Raw genomic sequence first — 20,294 nt, 5'->3', positions numbered from 1 at the left:
TTGAGATGGATAGAGATAGCGATGTTTTCCAAGATGCACTTGCTGAGGAAAAGCGTATTCGTGCAATGCTCCATTCGATACAAGGCATTGGCAGCGGTAAGCTGCGTCAACTTATTGCTCGTTTCGGTAATGCTTGCAATGCTTGGCATCATTTAGAAGAAGACCCGTGGAGCAAGGAAGAGCCCTGGTTGCAAAAGATTAGCCAAAAACGCAAGGTGTTGGACCCAAGTGAAGTTGAAGCGCGACTTCATGCTCAAGGAATTAATATAGTGATTCCGGAAGAGAATGGTTATCCTGCGTTATTGCGCCAGCTAGCGGATGCCCCACCGCTTCTTTATTATAAAGGTCAATTATCTGCCGGCAAGGAGTCCCTAGCGATTGTCGGAGCACGCAAGGCTACACCATACGGAAGAGCGGCAGCTGAGGCACTGGCCAAAGAAATAGCGGAAGAAGGAATCATCGTGGTCAGCGGTCTGGCTAGAGGTATTGATACAGCTGCTCATCGAGGAGCTCTAGCCGGGCAAGGAATAACTTGGGCGGTTATGGGATGTGGCCTTAGTTTTATGTACCCGCCAGAAAACCAAAAGCTTGCCGAAGAGATCATGGCGAACCATGGTGTTCTCTGGAGTGAATTTGCTCCTGAGACGCCTCCTGAGCCGCAGCTGTTCCCTGTGCGCAATCGATTAATTAGTGGCATGTCGCGTGGAGTTGTCGTCGTTGAAGCAGCACTGAAAAGCGGAGCATTAATTACGGTTGACTTTGCCTTAGAGCAGGGTCGCGAGGTTTTTGCTGTGCCTGGACCCATATTTAGTCAGGTGAGCAAAGGACCCAACCATCTTATTCGACAAGGCGCCAAGTTAATTGAAGGTTTCCAAGATATTTGTTCAGAGATTCCCGCCTTTGCCGAGGGGAGAGACTCTAGTACCAATAAAGAAACAAAAAGTATCGAGTCGACAAATAATGGGCAAGACAAGAGAGAACCACAAATAAGCCGCGAGCAGGAAAAAATCCTGGGAATGCTGAGCGATATACCGTGTCATATCGATCAGATCATGTTGAATTCGGAGATTGCTCCAGAACAGATTCCCTTGGTATTACTTGAGCTCCAACTGGCGGGGAGAATAGAGCAACTTCCCGGACAGCTTTATGTATTAGCTTATAAGAGCTAGACATACTATGGAAAAGAAGATAATATTAGGCTAGTTTATGCGTGTGACAGCTTCAAATCAAGAGCAATGTAGTTGATTTAAAGCTGTGCTTGTGATATGAATTGTATAATTCGTTTAAACGGCGATAATTTCTTGAGGTGATGTATGGCTAAAACACTTGTAATTGTGGAATCTCCGGCTAAGGCCAAATCTATAAGTAAATTTTTGAGCAATAACTATACGGTTAAAGCATCCATGGGACATTTGCGGGATTTGCCGAAAAGCCAAATGGGTGTAGACGTAGATAATGACTTTGAACCGAAATATATTGCTATCCGAGGTCGTGGAGATCTAATTAAGGAGCTACGGGCTGCTGCCAAAAATGCCGATAGGATCCTTTTGGCTTCTGACCCTGACCGTGAGGGAGAGGCAATTGCTTGGCATTTGGGGCATTTGCTTGGCCTAGATCTAACAGAGAAGTGCCGTATTGAATTTCATGAGATTACAAAACCGGCAATTACAGCCGCAATTAAACAACCTCGGCAGATCGATTCCAGCAAGGTGGATGCTCAACAAGCACGTCGTGTTTTGGATCGTTTGGTGGGGTATCAATTGAGCCCTCTACTTTGGAGAAAAGTGAAAAAGGGGCTTAGTGCGGGACGGGTTCAATCGGTGGCCGTTCGCCTTGTCTGCGATCGCGAGGAGGAGATTACGAACTTTATCCCCGTGGAGTATTGGAGCCTGACGGCTTCCTTAGCAAGTGCGGGTGGGGTATTCTCCGCAAAGCTTGTCAAGAAACAGAATCAGAAGCTAACGATTTCCTCGGAAGAAGAAATGAAGAAAGTTCTCCAAGATCTGGGGAATCAATCCTTTCAAGTGCAAGAAGTGCGGACGAAGGAGAAGAAAAAACAACCATCACCGCCCTTTATCACAAGCAGCTTACAGCAGGAAGCTCATCGTAAGCTCAATATGTCACCTAAGCGGACCATGATGCTTGCCCAACAGCTTTACGAGGGTATCGATTTAGGTAAGTCCGGAAGCATTGGTTTGATTACCTATATGCGTACTGACTCCGTTAGAATCTCCGAGCTAGCTCAAGGCGAAGCGAAGGAGTTTATTCTCGATCAGTATGGCATGGATTATTATCCTCCTGAACCTCGACAGTTTAAAAGCAAGGGCCGAGCTCAAGAAGCTCATGAGGCCATCCGCCCTACATCTGTATTGAGAACTCCAGATTCATTAAAAGAATATCTATCAAGAGATCAACTGCGTCTCTATCGTTTGGTATGGGAGCGTTTCTTAGCAAGTCAAATGAGTGTTGCTTTAGTTGATACCCTCACTGTTGAGATAGAGGCTGGAGGATACCTATTTCGTGCTAATGCCTCCACGGTACGTTTTCCGGGATATCTGGCCGTTTATGAAGAGGCGCAAGATGAAAATGAAGAGCAGCAAGAAGGAACTCTCGCAGCCAATATCCAGGCTAACGAGAAGCTTAGTGTAGCTAACCTTCAGGAGAAGCAGCATTTCACTGAACCGCCCCCGAAATATACGGAAGCATCACTGGTGCGTAAGATGGAAGAAGAGGGAATTGGTCGCCCCAGTACCTACGCTCCTACTATTGAAACGATCCTATCAAGAGGCTATGTGGCTAAGGAAGGAAAACAACTTTCACCTACTGAGTTAGGGGATATCATCGTTACCATTTTAAAAGAGTATTTTCCGGAAATTGTAGATTTGGAATTTACGGCGAATCTGGAAGAGAAGCTGGATGATATTGAGGAAGGGACCTTACCTTGGAAAGATGTTATTCGGGATTTTTACGGCCCCTTCGCGGTGTCCTTGGAGGAAGCCGAACAAAGCATGAGTAAAGTGCAAATCGAAGACAAGGTTTCCGATGAAATCTGCGAAAATTGCGGTCGCAATATGGTCATCAAAATGGGTCGCTATGGAAAGTTTTTGGCTTGCCCGGGCTTCCCGGAATGCCGAAATACCAAGCCGCTCTTGGAAGAGGTCGGAACAAAATGCCCTAACTGCGGTAATCCTTTAGTCATTCGACGCAGCAAAAAAGGCAGAAAGTTCTATGGCTGTAGTACCTACCCCGAGTGTGAGTTTGTTTCATGGGAGTTACCGGCTTCTGAGCCCTGCCCCAAATGTGGAGGTTTAATGGTAGTCAAGACATCAAAGCAAGGAAAAAGATACGCCTGCACGAATACGGAATGCCGCTATGACAAGCAAGTAGAGGAGCAAGCAGAATAATATGCCATCTATTAAAGTAATCGGAGCAGGTCTAGCCGGTGCAGAAGCTGCCTGGCAGATTGCTCGCCACGGAATAGAAGTTGAGCTTTATGAGATGAGGCCCATAAAGACGACGCCGGCCCATCATACGGATTGTTTTGCCGAATTGGTCTGCAGCAATTCACTTAAAGGCGCAGGATTAGAGAATGCCGCCGGATTGCTCAAAGAAGAAATGCGCCGCTTAGATTCGCTACTTATGCGAGTGGCAGATCAGGTTGCAGTACCGGCCGGAGGCGCTTTGGCTGTCGATCGCGAGAAGTTTTCCGCTTCAGTAACAAAGCTTCTTGAGGAGCATCCCTTGATTCATATTTCCAGACAAGAGGTTAAAGACCTTCCTATGTCAGAGGTTGCCATAGTCGCTACGGGACCGTTGACCTCAGATGAGTTAGCGCTAGAAATTCAAAAGATGACCGGCGAGGATGCACTTAGTTTTTACGATGCCGCGGCGCCCATCGTCACCTTAGAGTCAATCAATACGGACAAAGCTTTCTGGGCCTCCCGCTATGACAAAGGGGACCCAGATTATTTGAATTGTCCCATGACCGAAGAAGAATATCGAAACTTCTACAATGAGCTGATTCAGGCTGAGACCGCAGAAGTCAAAGGGTTTGAAAGGAGTAAGGTTTTTGAAGGCTGTATGCCCGTTGAAGTCATGGCCTCCCGTGGGGAACAGACTTTGACCTTTGGCCCTCTAAAACCCGTTGGTCTTATTGATGCCCGCACAGGCAAACGCTCCTATGCAGTCGTTCAGCTCCGTAAGGAAAACCGAGAAGGCACCCTCTTTAACCTCGTAGGATTCCAAACCCATCTCAAATGGGGAGAGCAACAGCGAGTTTTTCGCCTCATACCGGGATTAGAGCAGGCTGAATTTGTACGCTATGGCGTCATGCATCGCAACACGTTCTTAAATGCTCCCAAGATTTTAAAATCTGACTACAGCCTCCGGCAAGCCCCCAACCTATTTTTCGCTGGTCAAATCACCGGTGTCGAAGGCTACGTAGAATCTATAGCCAGTGGCTTAGTCGCAGGTCTCAACGCCGTACGTCGAATCAATAATCAACCCACCCTTCTTTTCCCCGCAGAAACAGCCCTCGGCGCCCTCGCCCGCCACTTGGAAGGCTCCCCCAGCGTGAACTTCCAACCCATGAGCATCAACTACGGTCTCCTCCCCCCCCTCGAGAAACGCATCAAAGCCAAAAAGGAGAAGAACGCCAAAATCTCCGAACGAGCCTTAGCGAAGCTTGAGGAGTTCAAAGCCGCTGAGGGACTGAGTTAAACTTAAGAAAATACCCAAGAATCCGCGAAGGGAGGCCTACCCAAGTGCAAGCCGACCACGCCCTCGGCCTTTTCGACGGCCAACTAAAAGCCCAAAACCGCTCCGAACATACCCTCATAGCCTACCATAACGACCTCGTCCAATTTTTTGACTTCGCTGCCCTTGAGTCTGGGGTAGAACCGGAGCAACTTCATGTGGATCAAGTAGACATCTATATTGTCCGTAGTTTCCTTGGCCAAATGACAGACCGAGGCTTGGAGAGAAAGAGCATGGCTCGTAAACTTTCTGCTCTCAGAGCTTTCTTTAAATTTCTTTGCAAAGAAGGTATCCTGCAGAAAAATCCTGTTCAAAGGATTGCCACCCCCAAATTAGGCAGGAAACTCCCGCACTTCCTTTCTATAGAAGAGTTAAATCGTCTCACCCAGGCACCCGATTGTACAACACTACTGGGAGCACGGGATCAAGTGATTTTAGAGCTCCTCTATGGATCCGGCTTAAGGGTCAGCGAGCTTGCCAATCTTAATCGCCAAGATATTGAATCAGATAGTTTTCTCCTGCGGGTGCGAGGAAAAGGCAACAAAGAGAGAATTATTCCTCTAACACGCTATGCCTTAGAAGCCATCCGGAATTATTTGGCGATGAGGGAAGATAACCAAGAGGCACTGCTCTTGAATTACCAAGGCACACGGCTTTCCGTTCGCTCCATTCGCCGCATACTTGATCGCTTGGCTTTAGAGTCCGGATTATCTCATCATCTGCATCCCCATATGCTTCGCCATTCCTATGCTACCCACTTGCTCGACGGCGGTGCAGATTTGCGTAGTGTCCAAGAACTCCTAGGTCATGCCAAGCTTTCTTCTACGCAGATTTATACCCATTTGACAAAGGAACGGTTGCGTGAAGTATATGAGCAAAGTCACCCGCGGGCCAAGAAGATGTAAACTTCAGGTTAAGTTTTCACAAAAAGACAGCAATTGTACACAATTCTATTGACACTTGAGTAATTATTCTGTAAACTGCCGATATAAGGAGGTATTCCGATGTTCCATGCAACCACTATAGTTGCCATAAAAAAGGGCGAACAAGTAGCCATGGCCGGAGATGGTCAGGTTACTATGGGTCAAGCAACCATCATGAAGCATAGCGCCAGAAAAGTACGCCGGTTGTTCCATGGTAAAGTCCTAGCAGGCTTTGCTGGTTCTGTTGCTGATGCTTTCACCCTCTTTGAAAAATTTGAGCACAAGCTTGAGGAATATCAAGGAAACCTTCAACGGGCAGCCGTTGAGCTTGCCAAGGATTGGCGAATGGATAGGGCGCTTCGCAACCTTGAAGCTCTACTCATTGTGTCTGATCAACAAAGTATGCTTTTGATTTCTGGTTCAGGAGAAGTTATCGAGCCGGATGATGGAATAGCGGCTATAGGCTCCGGTGGAAATTATGCATTAGCAGCAGCAAGAGCCTTGGCTAAGAATACAGATCTCCAACCGGGGGAGCTTGTCCGCGAAGCGATGGCGGTCGCTTCTTCGATTTGTGTTTTTACCAATGACCAAATTATCGTGGAAGAATTGTAAGGAGGGTACCCATGGAACAACTTACACCACGGGAAACTGTCCGTGAACTAGATCGTTATATTGTAGGCCAAAATCAAGCGAAACGGGCAGTGGCTATTGCCCTGCGTAACCGGTATAGAAGAGTTTTGTTGCCGGATGAGATGCAAGAGGAAGTTCTTCCTAAAAATATTCTGATGATTGGTCCGACAGGTGTTGGTAAGACGGAGATTGCGAGACGACTTGCCAAGTTGGTACGTGCCCCCTTCCTTAAAGTAGAAGCCACCAAGTTTACTGAAGTCGGCTATGTAGGAAGGGACGTTGAGTCCATCATTCGTGATTTAGTCGAAATTGCTTTGCGAATGGTTAAAGCAGAAAAGATGGGAGAAGTAGAGGTTCAGGCAGCAAAGTCTGCCGAGATACGCCTGGAGCAATTGCTTGTTCCCGGGAAACGGACGGAGACCAACACTTCTAACCCCTTTCAGTTTTTATTTAATCAGAATCAAGAGAAAGAAGAGATTGTGACACCCGAGATTGAACGGGATCGTAACCTTGTGCGAGAACGCCTGCGCCGTGGCGAACTTGAGGAACAGGTCATTGAAGTCGAAGTGGAAGATAATCAGCCTCTATTTCCTGATATGTTAGGTGCGGGAATGGAGATGAACTCCAATCTTCAAGATATGATGGCAGGGATGCTTCCCAAAAAACGTCATAAACGCAAAGTCACGGTCAAAGAAGCTCGTCGCATCTTAACTACGGAAGAGGCACAGAAGCTCATTGACCAAGATGAAGCGGTGCAAGAAGCCATTCGTCGGACGGAACAAGAAGGAATGGTTTTTCTCGATGAAATCGATAAAATTGCCGGAAGAGACGGAACTTCAGGCCCGGATGTTTCCAGAGGCGGTGTACAAAGAGATATCCTACCGATAGTAGAAGGCTCGACCATTAATACAAAATATGGGCCTATTAAGACGGATCATATCCTCTTTATAGCGGCCGGCGCCTTTCATGTGGCGAAACCCTCAGATCTTATTCCGGAACTCCAAGGCCGGTTTCCCATTCGTGTCGAGCTAGAATCTCTGAGTATTGAGGACTTTAAACGAATACTCACTGAGCCTCAATCCTCACTTATTAAGCAATACAGTGCTTTGCTGGAAACAGAGGGAATAAAGGTCGAATTTACAGAGAATGCTATCGATGAATTGGCAAAGGTTGCTTATGAAGTGAATTCAAATACCGAAAACATCGGAGCGAGAAGACTTCATACCATTGTGGAGCGAGTTCTTGAGGAACTATCTTTTGAGGCTTCAGAGCTTCCTGAAGATTATAAAGTCACGATCAATCGTGAATATATTCAGCACCGTTTAGGAAATATCGTAAGAAATCAAGATCTCTCACGATATATTCTTTAAAAGAAAAGCGAAAAGAAACAGTGTGAAGCAAGAGTAAAGTAAAAAGAAAACAGAGTGTTCCAAAATAAAGGAGGATTTTTTGTGAAAAGCTTATTAGAAAAAACCAGAGGAATTAGTAAACTTATTCAAAAAGCGGCTGGTCATGATGTGGATTTCGACGAAATGGCCAGAGTGCTGAGCGAATCGATTAAATCCAACTGCTATATTGTTGGGCGACGCGGTAAAATTCTCAGTTATCACTTTATGGAAGCCTTCGGCTGTGACACGATGCAAGATATCGTCATCCAGACCGAACGGTTCCCGGAAAGTTATAATGAAGGTTTGTTGAAGGTAACGGAAACACGCACCAACACAGCCCAGGTTGCCAATGGTTGCGTATTTAATGATAAGGAACGCTGCCAATTCAACAATAAGATCACAACGATTGTCCCCATCCTTGGTGGTGGTGAGCGAGTGGGGACCCTGGTGTTGGCTAAGTTTGATCAAGATTTTAGCGAAGGAGATTTAATCCTTGCTGAATATGGCGCTACGGTCGTTGGCATGGAGATTCTTCGCAATAAAGCGGAACGTGCTGAAGAAGAAGCACGTAAAAAAGCAGCTGTGCAAATAGCTGTGGGGACTTTATCCTATTCCGAACTAGAAGCTGTTGAACATATCTTTGCTGAACTAGGTGGCGGTGATGGCCTATTGGTTGCTAGCAAGATAGCTGATCGTGTGGGAATCACCCGTTCAGTGATTGTCAATGCCCTTCGTAAATTTGAATCAGCTGGTGTTATCGAATCCAAATCCTTAGGAATGAAAGGTACTTATATTCGGGTACTGAATGATCATCTCCTCGAGGAATTAGACAAGATTAGTCATAATAAGTAAATAAGTACGGACGCAAAGGTGGAGGGATGGTTATGGAAGATCAAGTGTATTCCTACCAATTAAAACCTTTAGTGATTCCGGGTGTTCTCTATCTCGCGATGGCTCCGATTTTATATGCCGTGTTATATTATGGTCTCAAGATAGCTGCTCTGGAGACTGACATCCTGCTCTGGGTCTATAGTATCACTGCCGTAGGGATTATCGCGATTTGGATGTATGGTCGGAGCAAGAAATTTCGCGTCACTGACAATCAGTTGGTTTTTAGCTCGCTGAGAGGAGAGTATCGTCTCTCTTCAGCAGAGATTCGTAGAATTGCACTCTTTACGACCAAACAGGGGAAGGAAATTGTCCAGATTAAAACCAAGAGTCAGGATTATTATCTAAGCGACCTTTACTTTCCGTTTCCGGAGTTGATGACGGAATTGGAACAGTATATCAAAGAAAACGATATTCGGACAAACTTCTCGCTGACGTAAGCTTTTTGTTGCAATGAAGTCCCAATTATGATATTCTATTCGCAGTGTGAAATTATAACACACGCAGAGGGATTGAAGCTTAGGTTCCCGAGGAATCGGGTAAGTGGAGAGATGAACCTGCGGAGGGAAAAAACAAGAAAGGAGGTGCAACACAATGGCTGTAATTTCTATGAAGCAATTACTAGAAGCCGGTGTTCACTTCGGTCATCAAACTCGTCGTTGGAATCCTAAAATGGCTCGTTACATTTTTACGGAGCGCAATGGTATTTATATCATTGACCTGCAAAAAACCGTAAGAAAGGTAGAGGAAGCCTACAATTACGTTCGGAACTTGGCTGCCGATGGTGGCACGATTCTGTTCGTTGGCACCAAGAAGCAAGCTCAAGAGTCCGTGAAGGAAGAAGCTGAACGTTGTGGCATGTACTATGTCAATGAGCGTTGGCTCGGCGGTATGATGACCAACTTCCAAACCATTCAGAAGCGTGTTAGTCGTCTTCGTGAATTGGAGAAAATGGAAGCTGAAGGAGTCTTCGACGTTCTTCCCAAGAAAGAAGTCGCTGCTCTTCGCCATGAGATGGAGAAGCTCGAGCGTTTCTTAGGCGGAATCAAGAACATGAAGAAACTTCCTGATGCCTTATTTATTGTGGATCCTCGCAAAGAGCGGATTGCAGTAGCAGAAGCTCATCGCCTGAATATTCCTATCGTGGGTATTGTCGATACGAACTGCGATCCTGACGAAATCGACGTAGTCATTCCTGCGAATGATGACGCCATTCGTGCAGTGAAGCTTTTAACCGGTCGCATGGCTGATGCAATCATGGAGGGACAACAAGGAAGCATGGATGAAGCAGCAGAAGCTGAAGCGGCTGCTGAAGAAGTCGTTGCTGAATAATTATCCCCCATACGGGCAAAGGTAGATTAGTAGAGGGGCAGGGTGAAGAAGGGGTGGTTAAAGCTTCCCGGATGCTCATCCTGCTCCTTTTGTATGATGCTTAATAACGTGAATTCTATTACTCAGAGGAATACATATATTTGTTTGGAGGGTTTTATTCATGGCAGAGATTAGTGCAGCTCAAGTAAAGGAGCTCCGTGAGCGGACCGGGGCTGGAATGATGGATTGCAAGAAGGCGCTTAATGAAGTCGGTGGTGACATGGACAAGGCGATTGATTACCTTCGTGAAAAAGGTCTCGCCGCAGCAGCGAAAAAAGAAGGTCGTATTGCAGCTGAAGGTATTGTTGAAGCCTATATTCATGGTGGCGGAAGAATTGGCGTTTTGCTTGAAGTCAACTGTGAAACAGACTTTGTTGCTAATACCGATGATTTTAAACAGTTTACAAGAGACATTGCTCTGCATATTGCTGCAGCAAAACCTCTTTACCTTACCAAAGAAGAAGTTCCTGCAGATGTTATAGAGCATGAAAAGAATATTCTCAAAGCCCAAGCTTTGAATGAAGGCAAACCAGAAAAGATTGTTGAGAAAATGGTTGAAGGAAGAATCTCCAAATACTACAAAGAAGTATGTTTATTGGAGCAAGAATTTGTAAAAGATCCAGATAAGACCATTAACGACCTTGTACTGGAGAAGACAGCTAAAATTGGCGAACGTATTGTTATTCGCCGCTTTACCCGTTATGAAATGGGCGAAGGCATCGAAAAGCGTCAAGAAGATTTTGCGGCAGAAGTTATGAAAGAAATGAACCGCTAAGGTAAGCAAAAAGAGGACACTTAGGTGTTCTCTTTTTAGGATAACGAAGAGGATTATTTTTCATCATGTAGAAATATATAGTTGGAGGTTCATCAATGGAAACACCACGATATCGCCGGGTTGTCTTGAAACTTAGTGGGGAAGCGTTAGCCGGAAGTCAGGGCTATGGAATTTCCCACGACATGCTTGTTAACGTTGCAGAGCAAGTTGCTGAAATACAAAAACTTGGGATTGAAGTGGCATTAGTAGTCGGTGGTGGAAATATCTGGAGAGGGATAGCGGGGAGCAAGCAAGGTATGGATCGAGCGAATGCCGATTACATGGGAATGCTCGCTACTGTAATGAATGCTTTAGCCTTGCAAGACTCCTTGGAAAAGACCGGTGTTGCCACGCGAGTGTTATCGGCTATTGAAATGAGACAAGTGGCAGAGCCCTATATCCGCAGACGTGCAATTCGTCACCTGGAAAAGGGTCGCATTGTCATTTTTGCGGCAGGTACCGGTAATCCATATTTTTCAACAGATACCACTGCAGCCTTACGTGCAGCTGAGATTGAAGCTGAAGCAATACTTATGGCCAAACGTGTGGACGGAGTATATGATTGTGATCCTGAGAAGAATCCGGAAGCAAAAAAATACGATAAGCTGACGTTTCTAGATGTTCTTAATCAGGGTTTGGGAGTGATGGATTCTACAGCAGCTTCGTTGTGTATGGACAATAACATTCCCCTTATCGTATTTGACTTAAATAGACAGGGCAATATCTTAAGAGCTATAATGGGTGAATCCGTTGGGACATATGTAGGGAGGGACAAATAATGATTTCTGACGTTTTAAAGGAAGCCGAAGATCGGATGGTAAAAGCCGGTGAATCGCTCAAGCGAGAGTATACTACCATACGTGCAGGACGAGCTAATCCGAATATGTTAGACAGAATCAGTGTAGAGTACTATGGTACTCAGACTCCCGTAAATCAATTAGCCAATATTTCCGTACCAGAACCTCGTATTTTAGTCATTCAACCCTGGGATAAAACCAGCCTTCCCATGATTGAGAAAGCCATCCTAAAATCTGATTTAGGCTTAAATCCATCCAGCGATGGAACGGTCATTCGCTTAATCATTCCCCAATTAACTGCTGAGCGCAGAACGGAAATTGTTAAAACCGTTAAGAAGAAGGCCGAAGAAGCTCGAGTTGCCGTGCGTAATATTCGTCGCGACGGTAATGACAGCCTGAAGAAGGTTGAGAAGGACCATGCGGCTTCTGAAGATGAGGTTAAAAGGGCTCAAGATGACGTTCAAAAAATGACGGATAAGCACATCAAAGAAATTGATCGTATTATGGATGCCAAGGAAAAGGAAATCATGGAAGTTTAACTTCAGCAGATGTTTTGACCCCCTTGAAACCGAAGGGGGTCTTTAGCCTCTTTACAGGTCTGCCCATTGGAGGTGTGATAATGTGGCATAGATTTTGGGATAAAAAAGAACCTGCCAAAAAGTTAGTTGAGCAAATTGATAAAAACAGGTTGCCACGGCATATCGCCATCATCATGGACGGGAATGGAAGATGGGCTAAAAAACGTGCCTTGCCCCGTTCCCTAGGCCATAAAGCGGGGGTTGAGGCACTGCGCGATATCGTAAAAGCCTGCTCTAATTTAGGTGTTGGAGTCTTGACTGTTTATGCGTTTTCCACTGAGAATTGGAGTAGACCCAGAGAAGAAGTGAATATTCTTATGAGTCTTCTAACCGATTATTTGCGACGTGAACTGGATGAACTTCATGAGAACCAAGTGCGCGTGCAAATGATTGGCAATCGGGACCAGCTTCCTTTAGAAGCTCAGAAGGAATTAGAACGTTCGATGGAAAAAACGAAGCAAAATAAGGGGCTTATCCTGAATTTGGCCTTGAATTACGGTGGTCGTGCTGAAATAACCAGTGCGGTACAACGGCTTTGTGAAAAAGTCGCCCAAGGGCAGATCAAGCCCGAGGAGATTTCAGAAGCTATGTTTGCAAACCATTTATTTACTTTCGACCTGCCTGATCCAGATTTACTCATTCGTACCTCTGAAGAACTTCGTATCAGTAATTTTTTGCTCTGGCAAATTGCCTATACCGAAATAGTTGTCACAGATTGCTTGTGGCCTGACTTTAATCCGGAGCGCCTGACAGAAGCCATTCTTGATTTTCAGAAACGAGATCGTCGCTTTGGCGGGTTGAACAAGCAGTAAGGAGAAGCATATGCTAATTAGAACGCTAAGCGCACTAGTTCTAGTCCCAATTCTGTTGGGGTTAACGTATTTGGGAGGACTATATATTGCGTTGCTAGTGACGATTATATCCCTCTTAGCGCTTAAGGAAACCTTAGCCATTGGACAAAGAATGGGATACAAAGCATGGTATATTAGCACGGGAGTGTTTTCCATTGTCTGGCTTTTGCTGATTTTTCAAGGTGGGACCCAGTGGTTGTTGCCTTTATTGTTGGCATGGTTACTTTTTGCTATGGGAAAAATCGCGATATATTACCCGAATGTGAATCTTGGCGAAGCAGCTTACAATTGCTTTTCCCCTCTGTATACAGTTGCTTTATTATCGCACCTCTATCTCATTCGCGGCTTGACGGAAGGAATGGCTTGGGCTTTATTTACTTTTATTATGGTATGGGCGACGGATACCTTTGCATACCTTATAGGGAGAGCCATGGGGAAACATTTGCTAGCTCCGCAAGTCAGCCCCAAGAAGACCATCGAGGGATCTCTGGGCGGACTTTTCTTTTGTATATTAACCGGTATTATTGGCTGGAAAATCATCGGTGGGGCCCCCTGGAGTGCCTATTTGGTTGTAAGTATTATCGTTGGAATCAGTGCCCAAATTGGTGATTTATTTGAGTCTGCTTTAAAACGCAGTGTAAGCATTAAAGATTCGGGGAACCTTATTCCTGGACATGGAGGAATTCTTGACCGATTTGACAGTCTCATTTTCGTGATTCCTATTATGTATTATTGGGCATTGATTGTGGGGTGATTGTGTGGACCTTCAGGGTGAGCAGAAATTAAAGCAAAATATTAATCGCTTAGCGGTGATTACTTTTGTGTTAGTGTTGCTTAAAGTTGTTACCTTCTTCTTTAAAGAGTTTATGCCAGTCTTTAGTGAACTCATGAGCAGTCTTATATCGGCATTTTTGCCATTTTTGATTGCGTTCTTTATAGCGCTTTTGCTGGAACCTCTGGTCGTAAGGTTTATGCTTAGCTTGAAAGTTCGCAGACCCATCGCAACCCTATTTGCCCTGCTGATTGCCATATTGGGCATAGGCAGTGTGCTCTTTTTAATCGTTGTTCGTCTTTATACGGAGCTATCGGATTTGGCTGTTTCTCTACCAAGCTATGGCCATATGGTAACTATCTTTAATAATATTCTTGATACGGTTGAGAACTTTATCCAGCTCAACCCACAAGTCCAAATTACCCTTAATAATACAACGCAAGGACTCATGGATTCCTTGCAGGGTTGGGCGCTCACCGGAAGCCTGCTTCTGCTGAATTTCATATCTGCCTTGCCTGGAGTGTTTATTGTCTTAGTAATTTCCGTTGTGGCCACCTTCTTTATGAGTGCAAGTTATCCGGTGGTGAAGAGCTTCTTTGGTAGTTTGCTTCCCGGTCGTTGGAGGCCCGGTGCCCAATCCGTAAGTCGTGATTTGGGTGTAGCAGTTGTGGGATTTGTTCGTGCCGAAGCTATTCTCATATCGGTGACAGGTGTTATACTGACGGTTGGCTTAGTGTGGATGGGAAATCCCTATGCCTTTACCATTGGCTTCATTTCAGCTTTCTTAGATTTGCTTCCCATTGTCGGAACGGGCATGGTATTTATACCATGGATCGTTGGCTTATTTATTTTAGGGTCGGTATCAGAGGGTATTAAGCTCTTAGTACTCTATCTAATCGCCACGGTAATCCGACAATTGTTGGAGCCCAAAGTCATGTCTCAAAATATTGGCATCCATCCTTTGGCCACCCTCATTTCCATGTATGTGGGCTTAAAGCTATTGGGTGGTTTGGGTTTGATCCTAGGGCCGGGGTTAGTGATTGTTTATGAGGCCATCAGAAAAGCAGGTTTTCTCAAGAAATAATGTATTGAGCGGGACTTAGACGCATATGGGCCCCGTCCATAGGAGCGGTGGGGCTTAGGTACATAGTTTAGATAAATAATTAGGAATGACTCCCAAGGAGTGATCGTGTGAAGAGGTTGACAATTTTAGGCTCTACGGGGTCTATAGGAACACAAACCCTAGATATTGTCCGTCAAAATCCAGGGAAATTTGAGGTTTATGCATTGGCAGCGGGCAGAAATGCCGAGGAAGTTGAACGCCAGGCCCGGCAGTTTAAACCTCGAGTTATCGGTTTAATGGATGATAAAGCAGCCCGAGAATTAAAACAAAGGGTGGCAGATTTAGATGTCGAAGTCGTTCAAGGAATGGAGGGACTTCTGCGCTCAGTTACCGATGAAGCACCGGATACGATTGTCACGGCCATCAGTGGCCGCATTGGTTTAGAACCTACTTTAGCGGCACTTCAGGCGGGGAAAGATATTGCCTTAGCCAATAAAGAAACCTTAGTTGCTGGTGGGGAATTGGTCATGGAGACGGCTAAGAAGCTTAAGCGACGTATTCTTCCCGTGGATAGTGAGCACTCTGCTATTTTCCAATGTTTAGAAGAAGATGAGCGTACTCTGGAAAAGATCATTTTGACGGCTTCCGGCGGCCCTTTTCGTGGTTGGTCTGCAGAGAAATTAAAGGAAGTAACTCCTGAGGTAGCGTTGAAGCACCCTAACTGGGCCATGGGAGCAAAGATTACCATCGACTCAGCGACGATGATGAATAAGGGGCTAGAGGTTATTGAGGCTCATCATCTTTTTAACATGACCTACGAACAGATTGAGGTGCTCATCCATCCCCAAAGCGCGATTCATTCTATGGTGCAATACTGTGACGGGAGTGTCTTAGCTCAACTGGGCAGACCCGATATGCACCTGCCTATTCAATATGCTTTAAGTTATCCTACCCGCTGGTCTAATCCATTCGAGCGACTTGATTTAAGAGGAAAAACCCTGACATTTTTTGACCCGGATGAATACGATTTTCCTGCTTTAAAGCTTGCTTATGCGTGTGGACGCCGTGGCGGGACCTTGCCCGCGGTCATGAATGCCGCCAATGAAGTTGCGGTTCATGCCTTCTTAGCTCGTCGTATACCCTATCTTGAAATCATACGTCTCGTAGAACGGGTGTGTACAGAGCATGATGTGTTAGATGCCACGGATTTGGAAACCATACTTAGTGCTGATCATTGGGCCAGGATGCGCACGGAAGAGTTCATTGGGTAAGACAAAGTATGATATTTCGGTCATTCTTTCCTTAGGATGACAGATATAAAACTCGTATGACCTAGAAACTGAATGCAGTAAGATAAGGATGGAGGAGGGATAAGTTTGCTTAGTGCGTTATCTGTCGTATTCGCCTTCGGGCTTTTGGTTATTATTCACGAGTTGGGCCATTTTATTGTGGCGCGCCTGAATGGGATCAAGGTACTGGAGTTTGCCTTCGGCTTCGGGCCAAAGATTATCGGCTTTAAAGGAAAAGAGACCAACTACTCCCTGCGCCTTATTCCTTTAGGTGGATTTGTAAAACTCTATGGCATGGACGCCGAGTTCGACGAGAATGGGAATCAAAATATTGCTCCCTCCAATGATCCACGTAGTTTTAATAATAAAAAAGTATGGCAACGGATGTCAGTGATTGCTGCCGGTCCGATCATGAATTTAGTTTTGGCTATTTTTCTTTTTATCATTGTCTTTGCCTATTTCGGAATTGCCACTGCTAATAATACAAATGTGGTGGGTACCTTGATTGAAGGGATGCCGGCTCAAGCGGCAGGGATTCAACCGGGTGATAAAGTGGTATCGGTCAATGGGGTAGATACTACCACCTGGAATGATTTGACTCAAGCCATACATACGATGCCGGAAAAAGATATTACCTTGGTGATTGAACATGAAGGACAACAAAGAGCCTTAACCCTCAAGACGGAGTTAGATGCCGCTTCAGGTCGTGGCCTGGTTGGTATTAGCCCTGAGGTCATCTATGAGAAAGCCTCCCTTTCAGAAGCGGCTCAATATGGATTTAAGCAAACAGTTAGCTTCACGCGCTTGATTCTTGTCACTTTAGCCCAGATGGTTACGGGTGAAACAAAAGCAGAATTGGGAGGACCGGTGGCTATCGTTCAAGCTATCGATCAAAGTGCAGAGTCAGGTTGGGAGAACTATCTGGGCTTTATCGGTATTCTAAGTATTCAGTTGGGGCTACTCAATCTTTTTCCCATCCCAGCCCTTGATGGCAGTCATCTGGTTTTTCTGCTTATCGAAGGTTTAAGGGGTAAACCCATGAATCCGGAACGACAGAGCTTTATTCATTTCTTGGGATTTATTTTCTTGATGGGTTTAATGCTAGCAGTGACCTATCAAGATATCGTAAAACTCTTTTCGGGTAAAGGCTAAGGAGGCCTAGATGTGAATCGAAAAATGACAAAAGCAGTGAAAATTGGTGACGTCACAATAGGGGGAGGAGCTCCAGTCGTCGTCCAATCCATGACCAATACAGATACCCGAGATATTCCTAGTACCCTAGCTCAGATTCACGCCTTAGCTAAAGCAGGGTGTGAGGTTGTACGTCTTGCGGTCTTGGATCGTGATGCAGGATATGCTCTCCAAGAAATTGCATTGCAGAGCGCACTGCCTGTGATAGCTGATATCCATTTTGATTATCAGTTAGCGTTGCTGGCCATAGAACAAGGCGTTCATGGCTTAAGGTTAAATCCCGGCAATATTGGTGCTCGTTGGAAGGTGCAAGAAGTCGTCCGAGCCTGTAAGGAGAGAGAAATACCCATTCGGATTGGGGTTAACGCTGGGTCGCTGGAGAAAGAAATCTTAGCGAAATATCAGGGTGTAACAGCTGAGGGCATGGTGGAAAGTGCTTTAGGACATATTCACCTGCTCGAAGAAGAAGGCTATGACAAAATCAAAGTATCGTTAAAGGCTTCCCATGTGCCCCTGATGTTGGGGGCTTATCGGAAGATGGCGGAGTGTGTTGATTACCCCCTTCATGTGGGAGTCACCGAAGCTGGAACCGTACGCTCGGGGGTTGTGAAGTCGGCCGTGGGAATCGGCAGCCTCCTAGCTGAAGGCATTGGCGATACACTCCGTGTTTCCCTGACGGGAGATCCCGTTCAAGAAATCCCAATGGCATTAGAGATTCTTAGGGTCCTTGGTTTAAGAAATAGGGGAGTGGACCTGATAAGCTGTCCTACCTGTGGTCGGACGCAGGTTAATCTCGCTGAACTCGCCGAGAAGGTGGAGGACAAGCTCTCCAATTTACCTCCCTTGGATCGACCTTTGAAAGTTGCGGTCATGGGATGTGCGGTGAATGGACCCGGTGAAGCACGGGAAGCAGATTTTGGTATTGCCGGCGGCAAAGGAATGGGGTTGCTCTTTAAAAAAGGAGAAATTGTCGCCCGTTTATCGGAAGAAGAACTACTACCCGCTTTGCTCCAAGAAATCGAGAATTATGTGAAACAGTATGGAAAGGATGAACATTGATGCGTGTAAGCCAAATCCTTAATCCGACCCTGCGGGAGGTTCCTGCCGAGGCGGAAGTTGTTAGTCATCAGATGCTGGTAAGGGCAGGGTTAATTCGTAAAGCCGCTGCCGGTATCTATACCTACTTGCCCTTAGGCTTACGTGTATTGCGTAAAATTGAGCAAATCGTTAGAGAAGAAATGGATGTTAAGGGAGGACAAGAAGTCTTACTCCCAATTATTCAGCCAGCCGAGCTCTGGCGGGAGAGCGGTCGCTGGGATATTTACGGACAGGAACTTATGCGCCTTAATGACCGCCATAATCGGGAATTTTGCCTTGGACCAACCCATGAAGAAATCATCACCGATCTAGTGCGGGGAGAAATCCGTTCCTATAAGCAATTGCCCCTGCTTCTCTATCAGATACAAAACAAATACCGGGATGAGCGACGTCCTCGCTTTGGCTTAATGCGTGGTCGGGAATTTATTATGAAGGATCTCTATTCCTTCGACCGGGACGAAGCAGGCTTGGCCGAGAGCTATAAAAAAATGTACGACGCTTATACTCGTGTCTTTACCCGTTGCGGCTTAACCTTCCGCCCAGTTGAGGCAGATGCCGGAGCCATCGGTGGTACAGGTGGCACGCATGAATTCATGGTTTTGGCTGAATCAGGAGAGGCTGCCGTTGTCTATTGCCCAGATTGCGATTATGCTGCCAATGTGGAGAAGGCTGAATGCAAGCCCACGACTGTAGCCAGTGATGCTCCGATCGGTGATTGCCGAAGTGTAGATACACCAGGAACAAAGACCATTGAGCAGGTGGCAGAATTCCTGGGTGTGAAAAAGAGCGATCTTGTAAAATCTCTTCTTTATCAAGGTGATGATAAGCTCTTCCTCGTCCTCGTTCGCGGCGACCGGGAAATCAACGAAATCAAAATGAACAACGCCCTTGGCCCCTTTATCAACTTGCAGTTGGCCAGCCCCGAAGCTGTACTCGAAAAACTGGGTTGCGAACCGGGCTTTGTTGGCCCCATAGGCGCACCGAAGGGTTTAAGGGTCGTGGCTGATTTGGAAGTGCCGCTGATGACTAAGGCTGTTTGTGGTGCCAATGCAAAGGACAAGCATTATGTGGATGCTGTGCCAGAGAAGGATTTTCGTTTCGATCAGGTTCTTGATCTGCGCATGGTGGAAGCAGGGGAGCCCTGTCCCAAATGTGGTAGCCCGCTCAAAGAAGCACGAGGCATCGAAGTCGGTCAAGTCTTTAAGCTGGGAACAAAGTATTCGAAAGCCCTCAACGCCGTATTCTTGGATGAGAATGGTGCCGAGCACCCTTGTGTCATGGGTTGCTACGGTATCGGAGTCAGCCGTACCATGGCCGCAGCCATCGAGCAAAACAATGATAAAGATGGAATCATCTGGCCTATCCCTATCGCTCCTTATCATGTGATTGTGGTCCCAGTGAGTATGAAGGATGAGCAAGTTCGTGAAACCGGCGAAAAGCTATACCAAGAGCTTCAAAAACTCGGGGTAGAGGCTGTTCTTGATGATCGGGATGAGCGTCCGGGCGTGAAATTCAAGGATGCGGACCTTGTCGGCTATCCCCTGCGGGTCACCGTGGGAAGCAAAACTCTCGCCAATGGGGAAGTTGAGCTCCGTGATCGCAAGACCGGAGAAATGCAACTCGTCAAGGTCGAAGAGCTAGCGAAACGAGTGCAGGGGATTATTCAAGAAGCAGTAAGTAAAATGTAAGTCCTTCGTAGAATATCAGATTCAATAGAAATAGCTCCAACATCTTGATGTAGGAGCTATTTTTTTTATTAGGATATGTTCCTATACTTTTTAGAGCACCAGCAGTCTGCTGATAGTACTCGCCTTTAAAAACGCTAAAAGAACACACAATCCCCCCTTGAAAGAATATATGTTCTGGTATATTCTTATCTTGATGGA

General features: G+C 45.9%; 19 protein-coding genes. All 19 read left to right on the top strand.

The genetic code is table 11. The features are described 5' to 3' along the window. Nucleotides 1–5 precede the first annotated feature (5 nt). Nucleotides 6–1,169 carry a DNA-processing protein DprA gene (gene dprA / locus DESDI_RS12560; RefSeq protein ID WP_041219955.1) on the top strand — a complete coding sequence of 388 codons (1,164 nt, stop codon included), beginning with the start codon at nt 6–8 and terminating at the stop codon, nt 1,167–1,169. Between the two features lie 144 nt (nt 1,170–1,313). Further along, on the top strand, nt 1,314–3,404 hold the full coding sequence (gene topA / locus DESDI_RS12555; protein ID WP_015262991.1) for a type I DNA topoisomerase: 2,091 nt from the start codon (nt 1,314–1,316) through the stop codon (nt 3,402–3,404). A 1-nt stretch (nt 3,405) separates the two neighbouring features. Then, nucleotides 3,406–4,719: a methylenetetrahydrofolate--tRNA-(uracil(54)-C(5))-methyltransferase (FADH(2)-oxidizing) TrmFO gene (gene trmFO / locus DESDI_RS12550; RefSeq protein WP_015262990.1), complete on the top strand. Its 1,314-nt coding sequence runs from the start codon at nt 3,406–3,408 to the stop codon at nt 4,717–4,719. Between the two features lie 44 nt (nt 4,720–4,763). Further along, nucleotides 4,764–5,660: a tyrosine recombinase XerC gene (gene xerC / locus DESDI_RS12545; protein WP_015262989.1), complete on the top strand. Its 897-nt coding sequence runs from the start codon at nt 4,764–4,766 to the stop codon at nt 5,658–5,660. A 99-nt stretch (nt 5,661–5,759) separates the two neighbouring features. Then, nucleotides 5,760–6,290, top strand: coding sequence for an ATP-dependent protease subunit HslV (hslV, locus tag DESDI_RS12540; RefSeq protein WP_015262988.1), 531 nt, complete (start codon nt 5,760–5,762; stop codon nt 6,288–6,290). 11 nt (nt 6,291–6,301) lie between these two features. Next, on the top strand, nt 6,302–7,678 hold the full coding sequence (gene hslU / locus DESDI_RS12535) for an ATP-dependent protease ATPase subunit HslU (protein ID WP_015262987.1): 1,377 nt from the start codon (nt 6,302–6,304) through the stop codon (nt 7,676–7,678). Between the two features lie 81 nt (nt 7,679–7,759). Further along, a complete protein-coding gene (codY, locus tag DESDI_RS12530; protein ID WP_015262986.1) occupies nt 7,760–8,548 on the top strand; it encodes a GTP-sensing pleiotropic transcriptional regulator CodY in 789 nt (262 codons plus the stop codon). Nucleotides 8,549–8,580: 32 nt separating this feature from the next. Then, complete coding sequence (locus tag DESDI_RS12525; RefSeq protein WP_015262985.1) at nt 8,581–9,024, top strand: hypothetical protein; 444 nt, start codon at nt 8,581–8,583, stop codon at nt 9,022–9,024. Nucleotides 9,025–9,178: 154 nt separating this feature from the next. After that, nucleotides 9,179–9,916 carry a 30S ribosomal protein S2 gene (rpsB, locus tag DESDI_RS12520; protein WP_015262984.1) on the top strand — a complete coding sequence of 246 codons (738 nt, stop codon included), beginning with the start codon at nt 9,179–9,181 and terminating at the stop codon, nt 9,914–9,916. 160 nt (nt 9,917–10,076) lie between these two features. Continuing rightward, complete coding sequence (gene tsf / locus DESDI_RS12515) at nt 10,077–10,730, top strand: translation elongation factor Ts (protein WP_015262983.1); 654 nt, start codon at nt 10,077–10,079, stop codon at nt 10,728–10,730. A 95-nt stretch (nt 10,731–10,825) separates the two neighbouring features. Next, nucleotides 10,826–11,548 carry a UMP kinase gene (pyrH, locus tag DESDI_RS12510; protein WP_015262982.1) on the top strand — a complete coding sequence of 241 codons (723 nt, stop codon included), beginning with the start codon at nt 10,826–10,828 and terminating at the stop codon, nt 11,546–11,548. Further along, on the top strand, nt 11,548–12,105 hold the full coding sequence (gene frr / locus DESDI_RS12505) for a ribosome recycling factor (protein WP_015262981.1): 558 nt from the start codon (nt 11,548–11,550) through the stop codon (nt 12,103–12,105). The genes pyrH and frr overlap by 1 nt, the downstream gene beginning before the upstream one ends. Nucleotides 12,106–12,185: 80 nt before the next feature. Then, a complete protein-coding gene (gene uppS / locus DESDI_RS12500; RefSeq protein ID WP_015262980.1) occupies nt 12,186–12,956 on the top strand; it encodes an undecaprenyl pyrophosphate synthase in 771 nt (256 codons plus the stop codon). 10 nt (nt 12,957–12,966) lie between these two features. Then, a complete protein-coding gene (locus DESDI_RS12495) occupies nt 12,967–13,749 on the top strand; it encodes a phosphatidate cytidylyltransferase (protein WP_015262979.1) in 783 nt (260 codons plus the stop codon). 4 nt (nt 13,750–13,753) lie between these two features. Then, nucleotides 13,754–14,851, top strand: coding sequence for a sporulation integral membrane protein YtvI (ytvI, locus tag DESDI_RS12490; RefSeq protein ID WP_015262978.1), 1,098 nt, complete (start codon nt 13,754–13,756; stop codon nt 14,849–14,851). A 107-nt stretch (nt 14,852–14,958) separates the two neighbouring features. Then, a complete protein-coding gene (locus tag DESDI_RS12485) occupies nt 14,959–16,101 on the top strand; it encodes a 1-deoxy-D-xylulose-5-phosphate reductoisomerase (protein ID WP_015262977.1) in 1,143 nt (380 codons plus the stop codon). Nucleotides 16,102–16,206: 105 nt separating this feature from the next. Continuing rightward, nucleotides 16,207–17,271, top strand: coding sequence for an RIP metalloprotease RseP (gene rseP / locus DESDI_RS12480; protein WP_015262976.1), 1,065 nt, complete (start codon nt 16,207–16,209; stop codon nt 17,269–17,271). A 12-nt stretch (nt 17,272–17,283) separates the two neighbouring features. Then, nucleotides 17,284–18,369: a flavodoxin-dependent (E)-4-hydroxy-3-methylbut-2-enyl-diphosphate synthase gene (ispG, locus tag DESDI_RS12475; protein WP_015262975.1), complete on the top strand. Its 1,086-nt coding sequence runs from the start codon at nt 17,284–17,286 to the stop codon at nt 18,367–18,369. Beyond that, nucleotides 18,369–20,096: a proline--tRNA ligase gene (locus DESDI_RS12470; protein ID WP_015262974.1), complete on the top strand. Its 1,728-nt coding sequence runs from the start codon at nt 18,369–18,371 to the stop codon at nt 20,094–20,096. Before ispG ends, DESDI_RS12470 begins: the two co-directional genes overlap by 1 nt. Nucleotides 20,097–20,294 lie beyond the last annotated feature (198 nt).

Source organism: Desulfitobacterium dichloroeliminans LMG P-21439 (assembly GCF_000243135.2).
Lineage (GTDB): Bacteria > Bacillota > Desulfitobacteriia > Desulfitobacteriales > Desulfitobacteriaceae > Desulfitobacterium > Desulfitobacterium dichloroeliminans.
Note: the sequence above shows the minus strand (reverse complement) of the source record. Positions and strands in the feature narration are given on the sequence as shown.

What these genes read in the sequence shown, in the direction of transcription:
- dprA (WP_041219955.1), top strand. Translation starts at nt 6, where the DNA reads ATGGATAGAGATAGCGATGTTTTCCAAGATGCACTTGCTGAGGAAAAG.
- topA (WP_015262991.1), top strand. Translation starts at nt 1,314, where the DNA reads ATGGCTAAAACACTTGTAATTGTGGAATCTCCGGCTAAGGCCAAATCT.
- trmFO (WP_015262990.1), top strand. Translation starts at nt 3,406, where the DNA reads ATGCCATCTATTAAAGTAATCGGAGCAGGTCTAGCCGGTGCAGAAGCT.
- hslV (WP_015262988.1), top strand. Translation starts at nt 5,760, where the DNA reads ATGTTCCATGCAACCACTATAGTTGCCATAAAAAAGGGCGAACAAGTA.
- hslU (WP_015262987.1), top strand. Translation starts at nt 6,302, where the DNA reads ATGGAACAACTTACACCACGGGAAACTGTCCGTGAACTAGATCGTTAT.
- DESDI_RS12525 (WP_015262985.1), top strand. Translation starts at nt 8,581, where the DNA reads ATGGAAGATCAAGTGTATTCCTACCAATTAAAACCTTTAGTGATTCCG.
- rpsB (WP_015262984.1), top strand. Translation starts at nt 9,179, where the DNA reads ATGGCTGTAATTTCTATGAAGCAATTACTAGAAGCCGGTGTTCACTTC.
- tsf (WP_015262983.1), top strand. Translation starts at nt 10,077, where the DNA reads ATGGCAGAGATTAGTGCAGCTCAAGTAAAGGAGCTCCGTGAGCGGACC.
- pyrH (WP_015262982.1), top strand. Translation starts at nt 10,826, where the DNA reads ATGGAAACACCACGATATCGCCGGGTTGTCTTGAAACTTAGTGGGGAA.
- frr (WP_015262981.1), top strand. Translation starts at nt 11,548, where the DNA reads ATGATTTCTGACGTTTTAAAGGAAGCCGAAGATCGGATGGTAAAAGCC.
- uppS (WP_015262980.1), top strand. Translation starts at nt 12,186, where the DNA reads ATGTGGCATAGATTTTGGGATAAAAAAGAACCTGCCAAAAAGTTAGTT.
- DESDI_RS12495 (WP_015262979.1), top strand. Translation starts at nt 12,967, where the DNA reads ATGCTAATTAGAACGCTAAGCGCACTAGTTCTAGTCCCAATTCTGTTG.
- DESDI_RS12470 (WP_015262974.1), top strand. Translation starts at nt 18,369, where the DNA reads ATGCGTGTAAGCCAAATCCTTAATCCGACCCTGCGGGAGGTTCCTGCC.